Source organism: Glycomyces halotolerans, assembly GCF_054779575.1.
The window spans coordinates 203,875-225,234 of record NZ_BAAGXZ010000004.1 but is presented as its reverse complement, the minus strand read 5'-3'; the positions used below and the strand labels follow the sequence as shown (position 1 = coordinate 225,234).

The following is a 21,360-nucleotide window of genomic DNA, read 5'->3' as shown; positions in this document are numbered from 1 at the left end:
AAGTTGAACATGTTCAACTCAGCTGGTCCCCCGAACAGAACGGAGTGCTGTCATGGACATGGCAGTCATCGGTTACACCGCCTACCTCCTCGTCGCCATCCCGCTGACGGTATGGGTCGCCCGCACGCTGGGCGCCAACGGCTACCACTTCATCAAGGACGTCTTCGCCGGAGACGAACAGCTCGCCCAAGCCGTCAACAAGCTGCTCCAGGTCGGCTTCTACCTGCTGAACTTCGGTTTCGTCGCCCTGTGGCTGCGCACCGCTCAGCCGATCTACGACGCACGCGGCGTCTTCGAGACGGTGGCGCTGAAGATCGGCGCGGTCCTGCTCGTGCTGGGCGTGCTCCACGTGGTCAACGTGATCGTGCTCAACGCCTTCCGCAAGCACGCGCACGTGGACGCCCGGACGCTGGCCACGCTCGAACCGCCGCAGCCGCGGCACGAGCACGGGCCGCGTCCGCAGTAGGATCGCGCACGTGACCACACCGGCTTCGGACGATTCACCCGCACGCACCGGCGCGAAGCGGACCGGCACCAAGGCCGAGCGGACGCGCCGGCGCATCATCGACGTCGCGCTCGAGATGTTCGCCGAGCGCGGGTACGACGGGACGACGATGCGGGCGATCGCCGCCGAGGCCGGTGTGTCCGTGGGCAATGCCTACTACTACTTCAAATCCAAGGAGCACCTGATCCAGGGCTTCTACGAGCAGGCGACGATGCGGCACGCCGAGTTGGCGCCGAAGGCGCTGGGAGGCAAGGAGACCCTCGCCGAGCGCATCGAGGCGGCGCTCCTGGCGTGGCTGGAGATCGCCGGGCCGTACCATGACTTCGCCGGCCAGTTCTTCCGGAACGCGGCCGATCCGAACAGCCCGCTCAGTCCGTTCTCGGAGGAGTCCGCCGAGAGCCGGGAGCGCGACATCGCGCTCTACCGGGAGGTGCTGGAGGGCTCGAAGACCAAGGTGCCGAAGGACCTGGCCGACATCCTGCCGGAGATGCTGTGGCTCCACCAGATGGTGGTGGTCCTGTACTGGGTCTATGATGACTCCGAGGGGCAGGAGAAGTCCAAGGAGCTGGCCCGCAGGACGGCCCCGCTGGTAGCGCGGGTAGTGGCGCTGTCGCGACTGAAGGTGCTGCGGCCCTTGGTGAAGCAGGGCGAGGAGCTGGTCAGGGACTTCCTGATCACCCGCAGGCCCCGTTGAGGGTCCCGTCGACCTCCTGATTGGATTCGTATCGTGAAGACCGTAACGGTGAGTATCTCGGCCCGCGCCCATCAGCAGTTGGAGGAGGCCGCGCGGCGTGACGGTGTCGCGATCACCGACATCGCCCGGTCCGCGCTCGAGGAGCAGGCCGTTCGCGTCGCGCGGCAGAGGGCGGAAGCCGAGCGGCGCCCACGCACCGTCCGGGGCGAGCGAGAGCATTGAAGCCGAGTCGGTCTGGCCCGCTTCGTAAGGGGACCGGTGGGGCGGGCAACATTGCCGAGTTCCGCCCCACCGGCGTCTTCGATGGCCCGCCTCAGCAGTCCCGCAGTTCGGGCGACTGGTTGAGCAGCTGCCCTCGAGGCGAGATGAACTTGCGGTAGGTGTCGGAGTCGACCTCCGAAGGCGGGAAGGCCGCCACGCGGTGGCAGTTCTGGAAGGCCAGCTTCACTCCGAAGTGCCGCTCCAGGGCGCTCCGCATCGAGTCCGAGGCCAGCGCGCGCAGCAGCTGCCCGCGCGCCTCCTCGTCCGGCGGCGGGGTCGTGTTGTCGGCGAACCGGGTGGATCCGGTCGAGGCGGCCACCCCGCTCTTGAGGTCGGCCACGACCTTGCTGACGAGCTCCCAGGCGTAAGGCAGCGAGTGCTTCACGCAGTCGATGAACTCGGTGTCGCCCACCTCGCCTCTTTCGGCTTTGGCGAGCAGGTCCTCTGAGACGTCAAGGGACATGCTGTTCTCCTCTCGGTTCGAATCCGAACCATCTTTTCGACATCGGTCACTCTCTGCTGTCGGGTAGTCGACGCAGACAGGTTTCGGGTGCGATCCGTCTAGACGAACTGCCGTTCGAGCAGGTGCTCGCCGAGAACGAACCCGGGCACGATCTGCTCGGACAGGTCGACGCCGGCCCGTTCGCTGCCCCAGGCCGCGGCGGCCTTGCGGTGGAACTCGTGGGCCTGGCGGGTGAACTTCTCCCAGTCCTTGCCGGCCGTGACCGCGAGCCTGCGGGCCTCGTCGATCACGGCGAGGTTCTCGTCCTCCAGCTCGCCGATGGGCCCGACGCTGCCGCGCTCGGCGGCCTTGACGTAGCGGGACCTGCCGCACCAGCCGATGAGGGCGTCGCCGACGTGCGAGCGCAGGAAGTCGACGTCGTCCTCGTCGTCGATCTTGTTGCCGATCACGGCGATGTCGACGTCGTAGTCGGCGGCGTAGCCCGCGTACTGCTTGTAGACGCCGACGCTGCGCAGGGTCGGCTCGCAGACCAGGAAGGTGTGGTCGAAGCGGGTGAACATGCCGGAGGCGAAGGCTTCGGCGCCCGCGACCATGTCGACGACGATGAATTCGCCTCTCGTGTCGATCAGGTGGTTGAGCAGGAGCTCGACGGCGCCGACCTTGGAGTGGTAGCAGGAGACGCCGAGGTCGTCGTCGACGAAGCCGCCGGTGGCGGCGAAGCGGATGCCGTCCACTTCGGTGAAGACCTCTTCGTAGATCGGGTTCGACTCGGTGACGGTGAGGAGCCGGGAGCCCGGTCCGGGCGGGGTGGTCTTGAGCATCAGGTCGGCCGACGGGATGAGCGGGTTGCTCCCCCGCAGGTGGTCCTTGATGAGCGGCAGGCGCTCGCCGAGGACCGGTCCCATCGCGGCGGCCTCGGCGTCGAGTCCGAGGGCGGCGGCGAGGTGCTGGTTGATGTCGGCGTCGATGGCCATGACCGGGTGACCGAGCGAGGCGGCGCGGCGGGCGAACAGCGAGGCCATGGTGGTCTTGCCCGAGCCGCCCTTGCCGACGAAGGCCAGTTTCATTGGTGGAACTTCTCTCCGCTTGTTGATAATGATTGTTGATTTCAAGAGGAGAGTAGCAGGCCTCGAATGTGAATGCACCGCATATGGAAAGCGGCCCCGTCCTCACCACGAGGACGGGGCCGCTGCGGACTCGGAGGCACGCTAATCGGCGGCGGCGACCGCCTCGGTGCTCTCCTGGGGCTCGGCCGGGAGCGTCTCGCGGTCGCGCCGCGTGTACTGGAAGACGACGATGGCCGCGGCCAGCGCGAGGCCGATGACGTCGGTCAGGATGTCGGCGCTCAGCAGCAGCAGCGCGGCGGCGAACAGGCCGATCCGCTCCCACCAGTACAGGCGCGCTTGCAGCTGCCCGGCCACGGAGCCGCCGAGGAGGAAGGCCGCCAGGATCGCCGACGCGCAGGCGAGGATCGTGCCGAACCAGTCGTCGCCGAGCAGCAGCAGCTGCGGGGCGAACACGAAGGCGTAGGGCACGATGAAGCCGGAGATCGCCAACCGCACCGACTGGACGCCGGTCATGATCGGGTTGCCGCCCGAGATGCCCGAGGCCGCGAAGGCCGCCAGGCACACCGGCGGCGTGATGTCCGCCAGGACGCCGAAGTACAGCACGAACATGTGCGCGATGAGCGTGTACTCCCAGGTCGGCTGGCCGAGGTAGCCGCCGGCCTCCGGCAGGCCGATGCCGGTGTAGGTGCCGTCGATGAGGGCGATGATCGCCGGAGCGGCGACGACGGCCATGACCACGTAGTTCGCGGTCGTCGGCAGCCCGATGCCGAGGATGAGGCAGGCGATCATGGTGAAGAACATGACCATGAACAGCTCGGCGCGCTCGAACGGCAGGAACGCCGAGAGGTTGGTGCCGAGGTTGATGAGCCCGTCGGCGATCTTCAGGCCCAGGCCGGTGTTGTTGATCGCCCCGGAGATGATGCCGGCCGCGGCGGTGGCCGCGACGATCGGCAGGGCCATCTTGGCGGCGTCGACCAGGCTCGCGCCGAGGGCCGAGGGCGTGAGCTTGTCGGACATGGCCTTCCAGCCGTCGACGCCCTTGAACGCCAGGAAGAGCAGCTGGGCCAGGATGTTGAGGCCGACCGTGGCCAGCACGGCGTAGAACGCCGCGGTCATCGGCGTCAGTCCGATCGACAGGAGCACGAAGATGACGATCAACGGCAGCAGCAGGTAGCCCTTGGAGACCAGGAGCGGGCCGAGCTTCGGCAGCTCCGATTTGGGCAGTCCCAGGATGCCCTCACGGCGCGAGACGAAGTGGACCACCATGTACTGCGAACCGAAGAACAGGATCGCGGGGATGAGCGCGGCCAGCATGATGTTGACGTAGCCGATCTCCTTGCCGATCGTCTCGAGCATGATGAACGCCGCCGCGCCCATGACCGGCGGCATGATCTGCCCTCCGGTCGAGGAGGCGGCCTCGACCGCTCCGGCGAACTCCCGCTTGTAGCCGGAGCGTTTCATCATCGGGATGGTGAACGCGCCGTTGGAGACCGTGTTGGCCACCGACGAGCCGGTGATCGTGCCGGAGAAGACCGAGGTGATGACGCCGACCTTGGCGGTGCCGCCGACGCGGCCGCCGGCCATGCCGAGGGCCAGGTTGGTGAAGAAGCGCTCCATGCCGGTGCGCTGCAGCAGGGCCGCGAAGATCATGAACAGGAAGATGAAGGTCGAGGAGACCCCCAGCGGGATGCCGAAGACGCCTTTGGTGCCGAGCCAGGCGTCGGTGAGGATCCGGTCCGGGTCGAGGCCGCGGAACCACAGGAACCCGGGCATGTACGAGCCGTACAGCATGTAGGCGATCATCACGACGCACACGACGGTGAGCGCCATGCCGACCGCGCGGGCGGCGGCCACGAGCACCAGCAGGGTGCCGATCGCGGCGGCGGCGATGCCGGCGGCCGGCCAGGTGGCGCCGACGTACTCGTTGAAGTCCCCGGCGTTGGCGTAGACCCACCAGGTGGCCCACACGCCCATCGCCGCGAGGACGACGTCGGACAGCGGCATGCCGCCGACGTCGAGCTTGATGTAGCGGGTGATCTGGACCAGGACCAGGACGGCCAGTGCCGGGAGCATGATGGCCGGGTCGGTGACGCCGACGGCGTAGAGGTAGCCCATGATCGCCAGGCCGGCGCCGGTCCAGATCAGGCCGTTGCGGGCCTCCTTCCCGGGCCGGCGCTTGCCGTTGTACATCAGGAAGATCAGCGACAGGCCGAAGGCCAGGTGGACGACCTGCTGCCGGGGCGTCGCCAGGGTGCCCTGCCAGGCGGTGTAGAGGTGGAAGACCGACATCGCGACGGCCAGTCCGGAGATGATCCATTTCCAGACGGGGTGGAGCTCGCTGCGCACCGGGCCGACCACGGCCGTGATCGGTTCGGCCTCGCGCATGGCCTTGATGTCGGCGGCGGCTTGTTCGGCGTCGTACGCCGCCGCGGTGTCGGAGCGGGCTGCTTCGGCGCTCATCGGGTTCTGGTGCCTTTCGGGATGTCGACCTCAGGGGCTGGCGGTGACCGCGGGCGGGCAGATGGACGGGAGCGGCGAGCCGGCGTTCGGCCGACTCGCCGCCAAGTGTGTTCTCGCTTACATTGAAGCGTACTCTCGGGTAGTGCCTACAGCAGGCCCTGCTCCTCGAAGTACCGCTCCGCGCCCGGGTGCAGTTCGACGTCGACCTGGCCGTCCAGCGCGGTGTCGATCGAGATCGAGGACGCCACCGAGTGGTCGATGGAGTCCGCGTTCTCGTACATGGTCTTGACCAGCTCGTAGACCTGGTCGTCGTTCAGACTCGGCAGGGCGTACAGCGTGGCCCAGCCGGTGACCGTCGTGGCCGGCGCGTCGATGCCGTCGTAGGTGCCGCCCGGGATCTCCAGGGACGACAGGGTCGGGTCGTCGCCGGTGAGCGCCTGGGTGACGTCGTCGGGGATCGAGACCATGGTCAGGTCGGTGCCCTGGGCCGCCTCGGAGATCGAGGAGGCCGGCAGCGCCAGGATGCCGAAGGCCGCGTCGACCTGGCCGTCGCGCAGCTTCGCGGCCGCGTCCCCGAAGGAGTCGGCGAAGGTCTCGCCGGGCGTGACGCCGGCGGCGTCGAGGATCTGCTGCGTCAGGCCCTGGGTTCCGGAGCCGTCGGGGCCGATCGCGACGCGCATGCCCTCGAGGTCGGCGATCGTCTCGATGCCGGAGTCGGCCCTCGCGACGATCTGCATGACCTCCGGGTAGATGTTGCCGAGCATGGCCAGTTCGATCTCGTCGCCGTCGGCGAACTCGCCTTCGCCGTTGACCGCCTGGGTGGCGGTGCCGTTGACGGCCATGGCGAGGTTGATGTCACCGGACTGGAGCAGGCGGATGTTCTCGACCGAGGCGCCGGTGGAGATCGTCGAGACGCGCAGGTCCTCGACCTCGCTGCTCCACATCTGAGCGATGGCGCCGCCGAGCGGATAGTAGGTGCCTCCGACCGAACCGGTGCCGAGCACCATGTCCGACATCGGCTCGCTGGCGTCGCCGCCCTCGTCGCCGCCGTCAGACCCGACGCCGCACGCGGTCGCCAGGAGAGCCGTAGCGGCGATCGGCGCGACGAAGCGGGCGATCCTCCTCAGCATCTCATTCTCCGTTCATTGAAATACGTATGCACCGCATCGCAGCGGGCACTGGCCGTGCAGATTTCCGGCTTGCGAGCCCGCCTCACTCGAGTTCGCGAGGCGCGGCCCTGCCACGCCGTGGGGGATGAAAGCACTCTACGACGCCACATCCACAACAACAGGCGTACACACCGTGATGACGCCACATAGTAGCCGAACCGTTATGTTGCCAACGCGGGCGACTTTCGCCGGACATCGGTGAGTTGCACAGCAATCGTTGTACCCCCACCGGGCGCGCATTAATGTCTAAGGCATGACCGCGTCAGTGGAGACTCCGGGGATCACCGTCGAGAAGCGAGGACTGGTCGAGTACCAGGAGGCCTGGGACTACCAGAAGGAGCTGCAGCAGCGGCGCATCGACGACGAGATCGGCGACACGGTGCTCCTGCTCCAGCACCCTAGCGTCTACACCGCCGGGAGGCGCACCGAGACCTGGGCGCTGCCGCAGGACGGCACCCCGGTGGTCACCGTCGACCGCGGCGGCCAGATCACCTGGCACGGGCCGGGGCAACTGGTCGGCTACCCGATCATCAAGATGCGCAAGAAGGTCGACGTGGTCGGCTACGTGCGGCGCCTCGAGGACGTGATCGTCGCGGTCTGCAGGGAGTTCGGCGTCGACTCGGCGCGCGGGAGGCTGCGCGACCGCACCGGCGTGTGGCTCCCGGCCGACGACTCGGGCCCCGAGCGCAAGATCTGCGCGATCGGCGTGCGGGTGCGCTGGGCGACGACGATGCACGGCTTCGCGCTGAACTGCAACCCGGACATGACCGCCTGGGACCGGATCGCGCCGTGCGCGATCACCGACGCCGAGGTCACCAGCCTCTCGTCCGAGCTGGGCCGCGAGGTCACCGTCGAGGAGGTCGTCCCCGTGGTCGAGAAGCACCTGCCGCTGCTGCTCGAGGATTAACAGGACGCGATCGGGTCGGGCTGCTCGTCGGCCAGTGCCGGTTCGCGGCCGAGCATGACCGCGAGGATGTTCTCCCAGGCGTCCGACCCCGGGTAGAAGACCTCCGAGTGGGAGTGGACGCCCTCCACCGCCTTGCCGGAGATGCCGCGCTCGACCAGCCGGACCCCGTAGTCGTCGACCGCGTCCGCGGCGTCCGGCAGGTGGCCGGGGTACAGGTTCTTGACGCCGGGGAAGTCGTCCGGGTCGGCGCCGTGGCCCAGCAGCGGCACGTACGGCATGCCCTGCACCCACGAGATCGGGTCGCCCGGAGCGGTGATCGAGTAGCGCGGACGGCACGGGTCGCTGAGCGCGTCGACTTCGTAGACGTCGTTGCCCATGCCGGCCGAGGCGATGTGCAGGACCCGGTCGACGTCGAGCTCGTCGGTCTCGGCCAGGCCGATGACCGCGCCGCCGTAGGAGTGCCCGGCGAGGGTGATCGGCACGTCGTCGCCGATCTGTGCGCGCAGGTCGAAGGTGAACGAGGCCAGGCTGTCGGCGGCGACCGCCGCCCATGAGGCCCACGACTCCTCGATCCATCCGGACGGCCAGGAGGCGCCGGCCCAGACCACGATCGCCAACTCGCCGTCGGCCGCTTCGACGAAGCTCTCGGCGCGGCGGTGGTAGAGGCCGAAGTTGGCGCTGGAGAGCACCGCCGATCCGCCGGGGACCAGGACGGTCACCGTCTCGGCCGTCTCCAGGTCGCCGACGACCTCGATCCATGAGCCCTCGCCGGCGTTGTTGTAGGGGTCAAGGTGGACGAACCGCCGATCCGAGTCGAGCAGCGCCTCGAGCTCGGCGCGGGGCGGGCGCTCCACGCCGGCGTTCCACGGCCGCTCGGGACTGTCGAACTCGGTCGAGTCGGCGGTGGAGGCTTCGAGGACGATCCGGTTGGCGGTCATGCGGGCCTCGAACGGCGCGCCCGGGAGGTCGCCGATCACCGAGGGGTACACGACCGAGAGCCACGCGGTGGTCTCTTCGCCGAGGTCGGCGAAGAACTCCCCCACTTCGACCGGGTCGAAGCGGCCGATGCCGTCGGCGAGCTCGGCCAGCGCCGACGGCAGCTCGCCCGCGTCGGGATCGGGCCGGGCCGCGACCAGCCCGGCCGCCAGCTCGGGATCGCTGACGGCGGCTTCGAAGACGGCGCCGGGGTCGTCGGCGGACAGGGGCGCCGCGGCCTCCAGGGCCGCCAATTCATCGCTGACGTCGCCGGCGAGCACGGGGACGGCCTGGACGGGTTCGGCCTCTGCCTCCCCGAGTTGAGTGATGCCGGCCACGTACACCAGTGCCATCGACGCGGCCGCGAACAGGCTGGATGCACGCCACCACCGGAGTCTCACGGGCAACAGCGTAGCCGAGGCCCGGACCGAATGCGAGCGGTCCTGTCGTTATGCCGCGACGGCGGTATAGCGACTGCCGTTGGCGCTGAGGGTGAGCGGGAGACCGAATGCCTTGGAGAGGGTCTCGGCGGTCAGCGCCTCGCCGATGGGTCCGGCGGCGACGACGCCGCCGGCCGAGAGGACCAGCGCGTGGGTGAACCCCGGCGGGATCTCCTCGACGTGGTGGGTGACCAGGATCAGCGCCGGCGAGTCCGGGTCCGAGGCCAGTCCGGAGAGGGTCGCGACCAGGGCCTCGCGGGCGCCGAGGTCGAGTCCGGCGGCGGGTTCGTCGAGCATGAGCAGTTCGGGGTCGGTCATGAGGGCGCGGGCGATCAGGACGCGCTTGCGCTCTCCTTCGGAGAGGGTCGCGTACCGCCGGTCGGCCATCCCCGCGATGCCGAGCCAGCGCAGCAGCGAGTGGGCGCGCTCGTCGTCGATCTCGTCGTAGTCCTCGCGCCAGCGTCCGACGCGGGCCCAGGCGGCTGTGCGGACGACGTCGACGGCCGTCTCCCCGCCGGGGATCGACTCGGCGATCGCGGTGGTGGTCAGCCCGATGCGCGGACGCAGTTCGAACACGTCGACCGCACCGAGACGCTCGCCGAGGATCTCGACCGTTCCCGAGGTCGGATGGTTGCGGGCCGCCGCTAGGTTGAGCAGGGTCGTCTTTCCGGCGCCGTTGGGGCCGAGGACGACCCACCGCTGGTCGGCGTCGACTTGCCAATCGACCTTGTCGAGAAGCTGGTTGCCGCCGCGCCGGACGGTGACGCCGGACAGGTCGAGGACGCGTTCTGACTGTGCCACGGGATCAATGAAACCACGGCGCGATCTGGGGGTTCGCCTCCGGCCGTACCGGCCGGAGGCACGACACTATACCCCGTATACTCCCGGTATTCCTCTACTCAGGGTGTTCCTGTTGAGAAAGTGAGCCCATGGCCCCAGTCATCGAGATATCGGGGCTGCGCAAGACCTATCGGAAACGCTTGCGCCAGCCCCACAACGCCTTGGACGGCCTCGACATGGAGGTGTCCACCGGCGAGGTCCACGGATTCCTGGGACCCAACGGTTCGGGAAAGACCACCACACTTCGCGCACTCCTCGGGCTCATCGGCACCGACGGCGGCACGATGCGGATCTTCGGCGAGGAGACCCCCGCGCGACTCCCCCACGTCGTCTCCCGCATCGGCGCGGTCGTGGAGTCCCCGCAGTTCTTCAAGCACTTCTCCGGACGCCTGACCCTGCAGCTGCTCGCCGAGAGCGTCGGCGTGAGCAGGCAGCGCGTCGACGAGGTCCTCGAACAGGTCGGCCTGCGCGATCAGGCGCGGCAGTCGGTCAAGGGCTACTCGCTCGGCATGCGCCAGCGCCTGGCGGTCGGGCAGGCGCTCCTGAAGCAGCCCGAGCTCCTGATCCTCGACGAGCCGGCCAACGGCCTCGACCCGGCCGGGATCCACCACATGCGGGCGCTGCTCCAGTGGCTGGCCCACGAGCAGGGCGTCACCGTCGTCGTCTCCTCGCACCTCCTCTCCGAGGTGCAGCAGCTGTGCGACACCATGACGATCGTCTCCCGAGGACGGCGCATCGTCGACGGCAAGGTCGCCGACATCATCGCCGGCCACTCCGGGGCCCAGCTGAGCGTCCGCTTCGCCGACCCGGCGCAGATCACGCCCGCCGTCGAGGCCATCGTCGCCGCCGGCGACGGCGTCTCGGTCACCGCCGAGGCCGACCGGCTCCTGGTGGCCGGCGCGCCCGACGCGGCCTGGGTCACCAAGACCCTGGCCGACGAGGAGCTCTACCTCACGGAGCTGACCACCGAGACGAAGAACCTCGAGTCGGTGTTCCTGGAGCTGACCGGCACCGCCCCGCAGGCCGGCCAGCCCGTCCAGGTCGGACAGCCGGCCCCGAACGCGGCGGCCCCTGCCGAGATCAACGTGCCCACCGGAGGCGACCAGTGAACCTGTACCAGGCCGAGCTCCACCGATTCCTCCGCCGCCGCCTGACGCTGATCTTCGGGATCTGCGCGTTCGCCGGGCTGCTGCTGTTCACCGTCTTGATGTTCGTCAACTCCAAGACCGCCCCCACCGAGGCCGACTTGGCCGCCGGCCAGGCGCAGGCCGACCAGATCAACGCCGAGTACAGCGCCTGCGTCGCCGACGAGGACTACTTCGCGGACGATCCCGAGTGGTCCTGGGTCGAGGACGACCCGATGCTCGGGGACATGTCGCATGAGGACCTGTGCGCGGAGTTCTTCTGGTCCGACGCCCGGGCCGAGGACTTCGTCTACATCTACACCTTCGAGTTCGACACCGAGGCGGTCGGGATGCTCACCGCCTTCGCGGTCGTCGCGGGACTGCTCACGATGCTGCTGGCCTCCTCGCTGATCGGCGCGGAGTGGTCGAGCGGCGGCATGGCGAACCTGCTGGTGTGGCACCCGGCCCGGATGCGCGTGTGGGGCGCGAAGCTCGCCGCGGCGTTCAGCGTCTGCGCCGCCGCGGTCGTGGCGACGCTGGTGATCGGGTTCGGGCTGCTGTACCTGACCGCGGCCCTCCGAGGCGAGGTCGGAACACTCGACGCGAACTGGTGGCAGGCAACGCTCGCGCAGTTCACGCGGGCGCTGGCGCTCTCGCTGGGCATGACGTTGCTGGGGGCGTCCCTGGCGATGCTCGGCCGCCACACCGCGATCGCCGGCGGCGTCATCGCCGGATACCTCATCATCGGCGACCTGCTGGTGCGCCTGGCGGGCTTCGCGCTCCAAGTCAAGTTCCCCGACCGGTTCTCGCTCTACACGTGGGTGGACGCCTGGCTGCAGGGCAGCACGACGCTGCACGACTGGAGCGGTCAGGTCGAGGAGACGATGACGCTGACGGCGACGGACGCCGGCCTGCTGCTGGGCTCGATCGTCGCAGTGTTCGCGGCCCTGGCGACGGTCGCGTTCGCCAGACGCGACGTCGGCTGACTCACTCGAAGAGGCCGGCGCGGACGGCGTCCAGTCCCAGGAGGATCGCTCCTCGGATCACGGGCTCGTCGGCGACCGTGCCGGCCACCACGCTCGGGTTGACCGGCGCGAGCTGGACGGTCTGGGCGGCCACGCGCCCGGCCAGGTCCAGCCCGCCGGCGTAGCCGACCGGCCCGCCGAGGACGACGACGGTCGGATCGAGCAGCACGCAGGAGGCGACGATGCCCAGGGCGATGCCTTTGGCGACCTCGTCGAGGCAGGCCGCTCCGGCTTCGCCGGCGGCGACGGCCGCGGCGACCACGTCGGCCGGCTCGGCGCCTTCGAAGCCGTGCTTGGCGCCGACCTCCAGCACGGCCGCGCCGCCGATGACGCGCTGATAGGAGCCTTGGGAGAGCCGAGTGACGACCCCGCCGGTGGGCAGTTCGCCCCCGGGGACGGGCAGGAAGCCGATCTCGCCGGCGGCGCCGGTCGCGCCGCGGTGCAGCTGGCCGCCGAGGATGACGCCCAGGCCGAGACCGCGGCCGTACCAGGCGTAGACGAAGTCGGAGGCGCCTCCGGCGGCGCCCGAGCGCTGCTCGGCGACGGTGGCGAGGTTCACGTCGTTCTCGATCGTGACCTCGGGGGGGAGCTCCTCGTTCAACGCGGTGAGCAGACCGCGGTGCCAGGCGGGCAGGTCCCAGGAGAACCCGATCTCGCCGGTGGCCGGGTCGATGACTCCCGGGGTCCCCAGGACGATGCGGGCGACCTTGCCCATCTCGACGCCGGCGGCCTCGACCGCGTCGAGGACGACCCTGCGCACCACCGCGACCGGATCGGTCGAGCCCTCCACCGTCGCCTGGGCGCGGCCGACGATCCGGCCGGTGAAGTCGGCGCAGGCGCCGTTCGCACTGGACGGTCCGATTTCGACGCCCACGATGTAGGCGAACGACGGCACCGCCGCGTACAGCGACGCGTTGGGGCCGCGGCCGCCCGACTTGGAGCCGACGACCTCGACCAGTCCCCGGCTCTGGAGCCGCTCCATCATCTGCGAGGCGGTGACCTTCGACATCGAGGTCCGCTCCGCGAGCTGCGCCCGGGTCTGCGGCCCCTCGTCGAGCAGCAGCTTGAGCGCCGCCTGGTCGTTGAGGACCCGCAGCAGCTTGGGCACCCCTGGGGTGTGGCTCTTCGGCATTCGATCAGCTCCTCCGAGCCAACATTATCCACTAGGCGGTGTTTGAGGACCCCCGGCGAGTCGGTATCCGAGTCGATTCGTTCGCTCGCAAGGCCGACAACGCGGCGAGCGGGCAAATCGGCCGGATAGCGGCCGTCAGGGGTCCTCGAACACCGCCTAGGCGTGCACGTCGCGCTCACGCCAGGTGCGCGCGCGGGGATCGGACTCAATCCGATTCGGTCTCGACCAGACCGCGGATCTGGCGCAGCGCGACCGACAGCACCGCGAGCTTCTCGCTCGAGTGCCCGGCCTCCTCGACGGCGGCGTGGATGCGCTCGACCTCGTCGTGGTTGCGCTCGTACCAGGCCTCGACCGCCTCCTGGGGGCTCAGGCCCGGCTTGGCTTGGACGGCGCTGGTCGTCAGCGCCGCCATCGCGCTGTACATGTCGTAGCGGAGCGCCGAGCGGGCCAGCGTCTGCCAGCGGTTGCGCCTCGGCAGCGCCGAGATCTGGTTGAGGACCTCGTCGGTGTGGAGCCTGGCGGCGATGCCGTAGTAGACCTGCGCGGTCTCGAACGGGTTCGTGCCCATCAGGCGCGAGCACTCGACGACGTCGACCAGGCCGAACCCGAAGATCGGCGCCGAGGCGTCGACCGCGAGACCGGCGGGCATGCCCTTCTCGGCCAGCTCGGTGCAGAACCGTTCGAAGCCGACCGCCTCGGAGTCGACGAGCAGTTCGGGCAGCTTCGGCTGGAGCACGGCCAGTCCGGGCCGGAGCCGCGCGATCTCGCCGGCGACGTCGAGCGGGCCGCGGCGGTGCTGGAGGATCCAGCGCACGCCCCGGTCGAGCAGCCGGCGGATGACCAGCAGCGCCGAGATCTGCGCGGCTTGCGGGACCCGGTTGTCGAGCTCCTCGATGCGCCGCCACAGCTCCGGCAGGCCGAAGGCGTCGCGGATGACCACATAGGCGCGCACGACGTCGACGACGTCGGCGTTGGTCTCGTCGGAGATGCGGAACAGGAAGCTGGTGCCGCCGCGGTTGACCGCCTCGCCGACCACCGCGGTCGTGACGATCTCGCGGCGCAGCGGGTGCGCGGCCATCAGATCGGCGTAGTCGCGGCGCAGCGGTTCGGGGAAGTACTCGCGCAGGATCGGCTCGGTCCACCGCTCGTCGGGCAGTTCCGAGTCGAGGACGGCGCGCTTGGCCCAGATCTTGACGTAGGACAGCAGCACCGACAGCTCGGGGCCGGTCAGTCCCTGTCCGGCGGAGCTGCGCTCCTTGAGCTGCTTGTCGCCGGGCAGTCCCTCGATCTCGCGGTCGAGTCCGACGTGCTGCTCGAGGTATTTCATGAGGCGCACGTGGACCGGCAGGAGCCGCACGTTGAGGTGCGCGGCGCTGGCCAGGGCGATGTTCTGGCCGTAGTTGTCGGCCAGGACCATGTCGGCGACGGTGTCGGCCATGTCCATGAACAGCTTGTCGCGGCGCTCGGGGTCGATCCGTCCGGCGAGCGCCGCCGAGCGCAGCAGGATCTTGATGTTGACTTCGTGGTCGGAGGTGTCGACGCCGGCGGAGTTGTCGATGAAGTCGGTGTTGATCCGCCCGCCCGATCCGTCGGGCCCGCCGGTGTGGGCGTACTCGATGCGGCCCAGCTGCGTGAAGCCGAGGTTGCCGCCCTCGCCGACGACCTTGCAGCGGAGGTCGGATCCGTCGACGCGGACGGCGTCGTTGGCCTTGTCGCCGGCGGCGGCCTGCGGTTCCGAGCCGGCCTTCACATAGGTGCCGATGCCGCCGTTCCACAGCAGGTCGACGGGAGCTTTGAGGATGGCGCGGATCAGCTCGGGCGGGGTCATGTCCTTGACGTCGTCGTCGAGGCCGAGCGCGGCGCGGACCTCGGGCGAGACCGGGACGGACTTGACCGAGCGTTCCCACACGCCGCCGCCTTCGGAGATGAGCGCCGGATCGTAGTCGGCCCAGGTGGAGCGGGGCAGTTCGAAAAGGCGGCGCCGCTCGGCGAAGGAGACCGCGGCGTCCGGGTTCGGGTCGATGAAGATGTGCAGGTGGTTGAACGCGGCCACGAGGCGGATGTGCTCGGACAGGAGCATCCCGTTGCCGAACACGTCGCCGGACATGTCGCCGATGCCGACGACGGTGAAGTCCTGCGTCTGGGTGTTCACGTCCATGGCTCTGAAGTGCCGCTTCACCGACTCCCAGGCGCCGCGGGCGGTGATGCCCATCTTCTTGTGGTCGTAGCCGACCGAGCCGCCGGAGGCGAAGGCGTCGCCGAGCCAGAAGCCGTAGGAGGCGGCGACCTCGTTGGCGATGTCGGAGAACGTCGCGGTGCCCTTGTCGGCGGCGACGACGAGGTACGGGTCGTCGCCGTCGTGGCGGACGACGCCGGGCGGCGGCACGACGGCGTTGTCGACGTCGCGGTTGTCGGTGATGTCCAGCAGCGCGGAGATGAACTCGCGGTACCGCTTCACGCCTTCGGCCTGGAACGCGGCCCGGTCGGGGAAACCGGTGCGCTTGAGCACGAATCCGCCCTTCGCGCCTACCGGCGAGATGACGGTGTTCTTGACCTCCTGGGCTTTGACCAGTCCGAGGATCTCGGTGCGGAAGTCCTCGCGCCGGTCCGACCAGCGCAGGCCGCCGCGCGCGACCTTTCCGTATCGCATGTGGACGCCCTCGAAGTGCGGGGAGTAGACGAACACCTCGAACATCGGGCGCGGCCGCGGCAGGAAGTCGATCTCGCGGGCGTTGAACTTGAACGAGACGTACTCCTTGGGTCGTCCCGAGGCGGCCTTCTGGAAGTACGAGGTCCGCAGCGTCGCGCGGATGAGCGTCAGGAAGGCCCGCAGGATCCGGTCGGCGTCCAGGCTCGGGACCGCGTCGAGCTGCTCGGCCAGCGACCGGTCGATCCGGTCGACGGCGGTGTCGCGGTCGTCGCCGACGCGCGGGTCGAAGCGGGCCTCGAACAGCTTCACCAGCGAGGAGGCGATCTCCGGGTGGGCGACGAGCGTGCTGGCGATGAAGTCCTGGGAGAACACGAAGCCGCACTGGCGCATGTACTTCGACAGGGCCCGCAGGATGACGACCTGCCGCCAGGTGAGGCCCGCGGTGATGACCAGCTCGTTGAACTGGTCGGACTGGGCCTCGCCGGTCCAGGCGGCGCGGAAGGCGTTCTCGAAGCGGACCCGCAGCTTCGGCACCAACTGGGCGGCCTCTCCGGGCAGGACGAGTTTGAAGTCGTGCAGGTAGACGATGCCGTCGGCGCGGCTGATGTGGTACGGCCGCTCCTCCCCCACGGTGACGCCGAGGTGCTTGAGCACCGGCAGCGCCTCCGAGAGGCCCACCGGCTCCTCGAACGAGTAGATCTTGAAGTGGACGTCGGCGTCGTCGCCGCCGCGGCGGAACAGCTGCAGTTCCATGTCGCCGCTCTCGCGGAGCATCTCGAGCTTGGCGATGTCCTTGGCGGCGTCGATCGGCGAGTGCTCGGCCTTGTAGGCGGCCGGGTAGGCGTCGACATAGGCCCGGTACAGGGCCCGGGCCTGCCCCTCGCCGACGTGGTGGTCGAGCTGCAGCGACAGGTCGGCGTCCCACGACCGCGTGGCCTCGGCCAGTTCGGCCTGGACGGCGTCGACGTCGACCGGCTCGGTCTCGGCGTACGGGTCGATGCGGATGACGAAATGCAGCCTGGCCAGGACCGACTCGGTGACCCGGGTGTCGTAGTCGACGCCGATGCCGCCGAGTCGGCGGTAGAGGATCTCCTGGATCTTGATGCGGTTGTCGGTGTTGAACCGGTCGCGCGGCAAATACACCAGGCACGAGTAGAAGCGCCCGTAGACGTCGCGGCGCAGGAACAGCCGCAGGCGCCGCCGGCCGGCGAGCCGGAGCACGCCCATGGCGGTGTGGAAGAGGTCGTCGGTACGGGCCTGGAACAGCTCGTCGCGCGGGTAGGTCTCCAGGGCCGTGACCAGGTCCTTGCCGGAGTGCGAGGACGGGGTCACCCCGGATCGCTCCAGGACCTCCTCGACCTTGCGCCGCACCACCGGCAGCTCGGTCACCGACGACAGGTACGCCGCGGAGGTGAACAGGCCCAGGAACCGCAGCTCGCCGTCCGGTTCGCCGTCGGCGTCGAAGGTCTTGACGCCGATGTAGTCCATGAAGGAGGTCCGGTGGACCGTCGAGCGGGCGTTCGACTTGGTGATCACCAGCAGCCGCTTGGTGCCGATCTGGCCGCGCGCGTCGGCGTTGAACGTCGAGAGCAGCCGGGGGGCGACCGGGGCCTTGGCCAGCAGGCCCAGACCGGTCTCCTCCAGCGGCACCAGCGCGGCGTCGGCGCCTTCGCCGGAGAGCTTGTACTGCCGGAATCCGAGGAAGGTGAACTTGTCGTCGGCCAGCCAGCGCAGCAGTTCCACGGTGTCGCTGACGTCCTTGTCCGGCACCGGCGGCGCCGGGTTCCGCTCGAGGTCGTCGGCGATCTGGAGGGCCTTGGCGCGCATCGGCTTCCAGTCCGAGACGCAGGCCCGGACGTCGTCGAGGACCGCGATGATCTCCGACTCGAGCAGCGAGAGGAACTCCGGGTCGGCCACGCGCTGCAGTTCGATGTGCATCCAGGACTCGTGGCGGCCGCCCTCTGCCGGGGCCCGGAGCAGCCGGCCCTCCCCGTCGCGCTCGACCGGCACGATCGGGTGCACGAACACGTTGATGTCGATGCCGTGGCCTGTGAACAGGCCCATCAGCGAGTCGACCAGGAACGGCGAGTCGTCGCAGACGACGTCCACGCGGGTGTTCGCGGCGGCGTCGGGGCCGTCGCGGTCCTCGGGGCAGTCGACTTCGAGGCGGACCTCGCCGGGGCGGCGGGTCTCGGCGAGACGGCGGTGGCGGGCGGTGGTCTCGAACAGCTCGGCGGCGCTGCGGCCGACGATGTCGTCGTCGGCGACCAGGCCCCAGTAGAGCTCTACCAGTCCGGCCAGTGAGGTGTCCGAGCCGGCGAGGCCGGCCGCTTCGTTCAGGAGTTCCCCCCGATCGGGGAGGGTTTCGCGGAACTCTTCGTCACCGATGAACGCCAACACGTCTTGTCTCCAGCTCGAATCGACTCGGCCCACCACGTTGTGAGCCGCCTCCACCGTAGATCCTACGGTCCCCATGCGTCTCCGGGGTTACACGAACGTGCCGGAGCCGACTAGAGTGATCGAGGAACCCGTCCCCCGAACCCTAAGGTGGCATCCATGCTCGCGGTCCTGCTGATCGTGCTGCTCGCCGTCGTCGCGTTCGTCGCCTGGCGGATGTGGAAGCGAGGCAGGGACACGCGCGAGGAGAACGTCGCACCCCCCGTTCCGACCGACCCGTTCGCGGACGCCGACGCCGACGTGCTGCGAGGCGACCCCAGGCGCGTCAAGGCCGGCGACCTCGTCGAGGCCTACGGCAAGACCCTCGCGGTGCGCGGATCGCTCCGGCTGAACGAGGGCGGCTACTCGTGGGCCGAGCACTTCCTGGACACCGGAACGGGCGTCAAGCGCTGGTTGTCGGTCGAGGCCGACCCCGACCTCGAGCTGGTGCTGTGGGAGGAGGTCACCGGCTCCGACCTGCAGCCGGGACCCAAGGAACTGAGCCTCGAAGGGGTGTCCTACCGCTCCGACGAGCGGGGCACCGCCCGCTACACCAGCGAGGCGACCACGGGTCTGGACCCGACCGGCACGGTCCGCTACCACGACTACGAGGGCCCCGACGGCCAGAAGCTCTCCTTCGAGGCCTTCGGCGACGGCGGCAAATGGGAGTTGGCGAAGGGACTCACCTTGGACCGCAACCAGATCACCATCTACCACCAGAACGAATCTTGATCACTTCACTAGAGGTGCCGTACGTCGACGTCTCGGCGGAGTCGCTGACGTTCAGGCCCGACGCCCCCTCCATGCCCGTCCTCGACCAGATGGACCGCGACGCCGGTCCGCTGCGGCTGTCGCTGCGCCTGCTCGGCGCGAGCCACCAAGCCGTGGTCGCCACCCCCGACGGCCTCATCGCCGAGACCCTCGCCTACCGCGACGACCTCGCCCCAGACCTGCCGGAGGCGTTCAGCCGGCGGGTCGGCACCTGGCGGCACCGCTACCGGTGCCGCGTCGACCGCCTGGCCGTCCCCGAACTGCGGGCGCGGGTCCGCGCCCTGCGCGAGCGCGGCGACGAGGAAGACCTGCTCATCGGCGTCTTCGGCGACGACGCCGACGCGGTCACGGCGCTGGAGATCAGCGGCGCCGCCCCGCTGCAGTGGCGGACCGTCCACACCTACCCCCAGCACGGCGAGATCGTCACCACGACCTCCGCCGTGGAGCCCATAGGCTGAACGAGCCCCGAAGGACGACCCTGATGTACAACCAGCACCAGACGCGGCAGCCCGGCGGACGACCCGGGAACGGCATGAACTGGAAGCACTGGCTGGCGATCGGCATAGTGGCGGTGCTGTGCTGCGGCGGCCTGGTGGCGGCGAACTCGAACTTCAGCAATCCCACCGGGACGATCCAGAGCAACTACCAGCGGGCCTCGAACCTCGACGAGGGCAACGGCCGGGCCTACACCTCGGCGTCGCCGCCGAGCATCGTGGCCGACCGGATCGAGGACGAGGCCGAGCCGGTCGACGAACGCAGCTCGGGCGGATCGTACTACCTCCAGTACACCAAGCACATCGTCGAAGTCTCGCCTTACCGCGGCGGCTCCAAGATCCTCTTGGACGGCTACAGGGACGGCTACCAGCGCCACTCCTCGATCTTCATCCTCTGGGGATGGTCCTCCTCCCCTCCGTCGCCGTTCCGGGGCGGAGGTCCCGGCAGCGGCAAGTGACAGCCCGACCAGCCCGATTCGCCGGCCCAATATGAAAGGCACCCTCCATGTTCGAAGACTTCGGCAGCGCCGTGTCCGGTGCGATTCTCTACAGCGCCGTCGGCATCGTGCTGATGGTTCTCGGCTTCTTCCTCGTCGAGCTCCTGACGCCCGGCAGACTCGGCAAGCTCATCTGGACCGATCGCAACCGGAACGCCGCCCTGCTGCTGGCCTCCAACAGCCTCGGCGTCGGCCTCATCGTCGTCGGCGCGATCTGGGCCTCCGAAGGCCGGCTCCTCGAAGGCGTCGTCTCGACGCTCGTGTTCGGCGTGATCGGCCTGGCGGCGATGGCCGTCTCCTTCATGGTCCTCGACTTCCTCACCCCCGGAAGGCTCGGCAAGATCGTCGCCTCCGAGGACTTCCAACCTGCCGTCTGGGTCAACTCGGCGATGCACCTCGCGATCGGCGGCGTCATCGCCATGGCCCTGTCGTAGGCGGCTCGACCGGCGTCCCTCCGAGACCGATTCGTACTCGCGTTTGCACCGCCTCATTACGCTGAACCGGCCCCAGAACCCCTCGGAGAACAAGGAGATCCCCCCTTGAACGTCCGTGAGACGCTCGGCGGCGCCGCGAAGCCCATGCGGCGATTCGCCTCGATGACCGTCCTGCTCTGTCTGAGCGGCGTGCTCGCGTCCTGCGCCAGCTACATCGATCCGTCCGACACGATCCGCGACAAGTTCGAACGCGCCTCCGACCTCGACGTCGGCGACGGCTGGGCCTACACCTCGAACTCGCCTCCGAGCGTCGTGGCCGACGACATCTCGGACGCCGCCGAACCGCTCGACGAACGCAGGCACGGCGACGACCACTACCTGCAGTACAGCGACGACATCGTGGCGATCTTCCCGTACCGGGGCGGCTCGAAGATCCTCCTCGACGACTACGAGGACGGGTACCGCCGCCACTCCGCCATCGTTCGGACCTGGGGGTGGTCGGCGTCGCCGCCGTCCTCGTTCCGAGGCGGCGGCCCCGGTTCCGGCAAGTAGAATCCCCCAGACCGACCCGAAAGGCAGCCCCCCATGTTCGAAGACTTCGGCAGCGCCGTGGCAGGCGCCCTCGCGTACAGCGCCGTCGGCATCGTGCTGATGGTTCTCGGCTTCTTCCTCGTCGAGCTCCTGACGCCCGGCAGACTCGGCAAGCTCATCTGGACCGATCGCAACCGGAACGCCGCCCTGCTGCTGGCCTCCAACAGCCTCGGCGTCGGCCTCATCGTCGTCGGCGCGATCTGGGCCTCCGAAGGCCGGCTCCTCGAAGGCGTCGTCTCCACCCTCGTGTACGGGGTGATCGGCCTGGCGGCGATGGCCGTCTCCTTCATGGTCCTCGACTTCCTCACCCCCGGAAGGCTCGGCGAGATCGTCGCCTCCGAGGACTTCCAACCTGCCGTCTGGGTCAACTCGGCGATGCACCTCGCGATCGGCGGCGTCATCGCCATGGCCCTGTCATGACGGTT

The 21,360-nt window shown here is 69.3% G+C and carries 20 protein-coding genes; 12 read left to right on the top strand and 8 right to left on the bottom strand.

From position 1 onward, the window contains the following. Positions 1-52 precede the first annotated feature (52 nt). From ACYVL2_RS05910 to ACYVL2_RS05900, 3 genes are read left to right on the top strand one after another with little or no spacing between them, the layout of a single operon-like run. Positions 53-466, top strand: a complete 414-nt coding sequence (locus tag ACYVL2_RS05910) for a hypothetical protein (RefSeq protein ID WP_460541157.1) — start codon at positions 53-55, stop codon at positions 464-466. 10 nt (positions 467-476) lie between these two features. Next, positions 477-1,199: a TetR/AcrR family transcriptional regulator gene (locus ACYVL2_RS05905; protein ID WP_460541155.1), complete on the top strand. Its 723-nt coding sequence runs from the start codon at positions 477-479 to the stop codon at positions 1,197-1,199. Positions 1,200-1,232: 33 nt separating this feature from the next. Further along, positions 1,233-1,421 (top strand): hypothetical protein, encoded by a 189-nt coding sequence (locus ACYVL2_RS05900; protein WP_460541153.1) that lies wholly within the window; start codon positions 1,233-1,235, stop codon positions 1,419-1,421. A 91-nt stretch (positions 1,422-1,512) separates the two neighbouring features. Here the strand turns inward: ACYVL2_RS05900 and ACYVL2_RS05895 are convergent, their stop codons facing one another. The 4 genes from ACYVL2_RS05895 to ACYVL2_RS05880 all read right to left on the bottom strand — a co-directional run bounded on the left by ACYVL2_RS05895 (position 1,513) and on the right by ACYVL2_RS05880 (position 6,580). Then, the gene (locus ACYVL2_RS05895; protein WP_460541151.1) at positions 1,513-1,923 is read right to left on the bottom strand and encodes an SCO5389 family protein; all 411 of its coding nucleotides are present in this window, start codon (positions 1,921-1,923) and stop codon (positions 1,513-1,515) included. 98 nt (positions 1,924-2,021) lie between these two features. Continuing rightward, positions 2,022-2,990 (bottom strand): ATP-binding protein, encoded by a 969-nt coding sequence (locus tag ACYVL2_RS05890; RefSeq protein WP_460541149.1) that lies wholly within the window; start codon positions 2,988-2,990, stop codon positions 2,022-2,024. A gap of 141 nt (positions 2,991-3,131) precedes the next feature. Continuing rightward, entirely contained in the window at positions 3,132-5,450 is a 2,319-nt protein-coding gene (locus tag ACYVL2_RS05885) for a TRAP transporter permease (RefSeq protein WP_460541147.1), read from the bottom strand. Positions 5,451-5,596: 146 nt separating this feature from the next. Next, entirely contained in the window at positions 5,597-6,580 is a 984-nt protein-coding gene (locus ACYVL2_RS05880; RefSeq protein ID WP_460541145.1) for a TAXI family TRAP transporter solute-binding subunit, read from the bottom strand. A gap of 292 nt (positions 6,581-6,872) precedes the next feature. Between ACYVL2_RS05880 and lipB the strand changes: the two genes are divergently transcribed. Next, complete coding sequence (lipB, locus tag ACYVL2_RS05875) at positions 6,873-7,526, top strand: lipoyl(octanoyl) transferase LipB (RefSeq protein WP_460541143.1); 654 nt, start codon at positions 6,873-6,875, stop codon at positions 7,524-7,526. On the opposite strand, the gene ACYVL2_RS05870 is transcribed toward lipB, so the two are convergent. Next, a complete protein-coding gene (locus tag ACYVL2_RS05870; RefSeq protein ID WP_460541141.1) occupies positions 7,523-8,902 on the bottom strand; it encodes an alpha/beta hydrolase in 1,380 nt (459 codons plus the stop codon). The two genes, lipB and ACYVL2_RS05870, sit on opposite strands and share 4 nt — an antisense overlap. Before the next feature lie 48 nt (positions 8,903-8,950). After that, a complete protein-coding gene (locus tag ACYVL2_RS05865) occupies positions 8,951-9,742 on the bottom strand; it encodes an ABC transporter ATP-binding protein (protein ID WP_460541139.1) in 792 nt (263 codons plus the stop codon). Between the two features lie 128 nt (positions 9,743-9,870). Between ACYVL2_RS05865 and ACYVL2_RS05860 the strand changes: the two genes are divergently transcribed. Beyond that, positions 9,871-10,890, top strand: coding sequence for an ABC transporter ATP-binding protein (locus tag ACYVL2_RS05860; RefSeq protein ID WP_460541137.1), 1,020 nt, complete (start codon positions 9,871-9,873; stop codon positions 10,888-10,890). Further along, positions 10,887-11,891, top strand: coding sequence for an ABC-2 transporter permease (locus tag ACYVL2_RS05855; RefSeq protein ID WP_460541135.1), 1,005 nt, complete (start codon positions 10,887-10,889; stop codon positions 11,889-11,891). Before ACYVL2_RS05860 ends, ACYVL2_RS05855 begins: the two co-directional genes overlap by 4 nt. Position 11,892: 1 nt before the next feature. Here ACYVL2_RS05855 and ACYVL2_RS05850 read toward each other — a convergent pair whose 3' ends face one another. Both ACYVL2_RS05850 and ACYVL2_RS05845 read right to left on the bottom strand, forming a co-directional pair. After that, positions 11,893-13,062, bottom strand: a complete 1,170-nt coding sequence (locus ACYVL2_RS05850) for an ROK family transcriptional regulator (RefSeq protein ID WP_460541133.1) — start codon at positions 13,060-13,062, stop codon at positions 11,893-11,895. 205 nt (positions 13,063-13,267) lie between these two features. Then, positions 13,268-18,112: an NAD-glutamate dehydrogenase gene (locus ACYVL2_RS05845; protein WP_460541131.1), complete on the bottom strand. Its 4,845-nt coding sequence runs from the start codon at positions 18,110-18,112 to the stop codon at positions 13,268-13,270. Between the two features lie 156 nt (positions 18,113-18,268). Between ACYVL2_RS05845 and ACYVL2_RS05840 the strand changes: the two genes are divergently transcribed. From ACYVL2_RS05840 to ACYVL2_RS05815, 6 genes are all read left to right on the top strand, one after another. Next, positions 18,269-18,880, top strand: a complete 612-nt coding sequence (locus ACYVL2_RS05840; protein ID WP_460541129.1) for a DUF4178 domain-containing protein — start codon at positions 18,269-18,271, stop codon at positions 18,878-18,880. Continuing rightward, positions 18,877-19,377, top strand: coding sequence for a DUF2617 family protein (locus ACYVL2_RS05835; protein WP_460541127.1), 501 nt, complete (start codon positions 18,877-18,879; stop codon positions 19,375-19,377). Before ACYVL2_RS05840 ends, ACYVL2_RS05835 begins: the two co-directional genes overlap by 4 nt. A 23-nt stretch (positions 19,378-19,400) precedes the next feature. Continuing rightward, entirely contained in the window at positions 19,401-19,871 is a 471-nt protein-coding gene (locus tag ACYVL2_RS05830; protein ID WP_460541125.1) for a DUF4247 domain-containing protein, read from the top strand. A gap of 47 nt (positions 19,872-19,918) precedes the next feature. Continuing rightward, a complete protein-coding gene (locus ACYVL2_RS05825) occupies positions 19,919-20,344 on the top strand; it encodes a DUF350 domain-containing protein (protein WP_460541123.1) in 426 nt (141 codons plus the stop codon). A gap of 105 nt (positions 20,345-20,449) precedes the next feature. Further along, positions 20,450-20,896, top strand: a complete 447-nt coding sequence (locus ACYVL2_RS05820; RefSeq protein ID WP_460541121.1) for a DUF4247 domain-containing protein — start codon at positions 20,450-20,452, stop codon at positions 20,894-20,896. A 33-nt stretch (positions 20,897-20,929) separates the two neighbouring features. Next, a complete protein-coding gene (locus ACYVL2_RS05815; RefSeq protein WP_460541119.1) occupies positions 20,930-21,355 on the top strand; it encodes a DUF350 domain-containing protein in 426 nt (141 codons plus the stop codon). Positions 21,356-21,360 lie beyond the last annotated feature (5 nt).

Bases quoted from the DNA above. Each gene is read 5' to 3' on its own strand.
- ACYVL2_RS05910 (WP_460541157.1), top strand. From the start codon at position 53: ATGGACATGGCAGTCATCGGTTACACCGCCTACCTCCTCGTCGCCATC.
- ACYVL2_RS05895 (WP_460541151.1), bottom strand. From the start codon at position 1,923: ATGTCCCTTGACGTCTCAGAGGACCTGCTCGCCAAAGCCGAAAGAGGC.
- ACYVL2_RS05890 (WP_460541149.1), bottom strand. From the start codon at position 2,990: ATGAAACTGGCCTTCGTCGGCAAGGGCGGCTCGGGCAAGACCACCATG.
- ACYVL2_RS05885 (WP_460541147.1), bottom strand. From the start codon at position 5,450: ATGAGCGCCGAAGCAGCCCGCTCCGACACCGCGGCGGCGTACGACGCC.
- ACYVL2_RS05880 (WP_460541145.1), bottom strand. From the start codon at position 6,580: ATGCTGAGGAGGATCGCCCGCTTCGTCGCGCCGATCGCCGCTACGGCT.
- lipB (WP_460541143.1), top strand. From the start codon at position 6,873: ATGACCGCGTCAGTGGAGACTCCGGGGATCACCGTCGAGAAGCGAGGA.
- ACYVL2_RS05860 (WP_460541137.1), top strand. From the start codon at position 9,871: ATGGCCCCAGTCATCGAGATATCGGGGCTGCGCAAGACCTATCGGAAA.
- ACYVL2_RS05850 (WP_460541133.1), bottom strand. From the start codon at position 13,062: ATGCCGAAGAGCCACACCCCAGGGGTGCCCAAGCTGCTGCGGGTCCTC.
- ACYVL2_RS05840 (WP_460541129.1), top strand. From the start codon at position 18,269: ATGCTCGCGGTCCTGCTGATCGTGCTGCTCGCCGTCGTCGCGTTCGTC.
- ACYVL2_RS05830 (WP_460541125.1), top strand. From the start codon at position 19,401: ATGTACAACCAGCACCAGACGCGGCAGCCCGGCGGACGACCCGGGAAC.
- ACYVL2_RS05825 (WP_460541123.1), top strand. From the start codon at position 19,919: ATGTTCGAAGACTTCGGCAGCGCCGTGTCCGGTGCGATTCTCTACAGC.
- ACYVL2_RS05815 (WP_460541119.1), top strand. From the start codon at position 20,930: ATGTTCGAAGACTTCGGCAGCGCCGTGGCAGGCGCCCTCGCGTACAGC.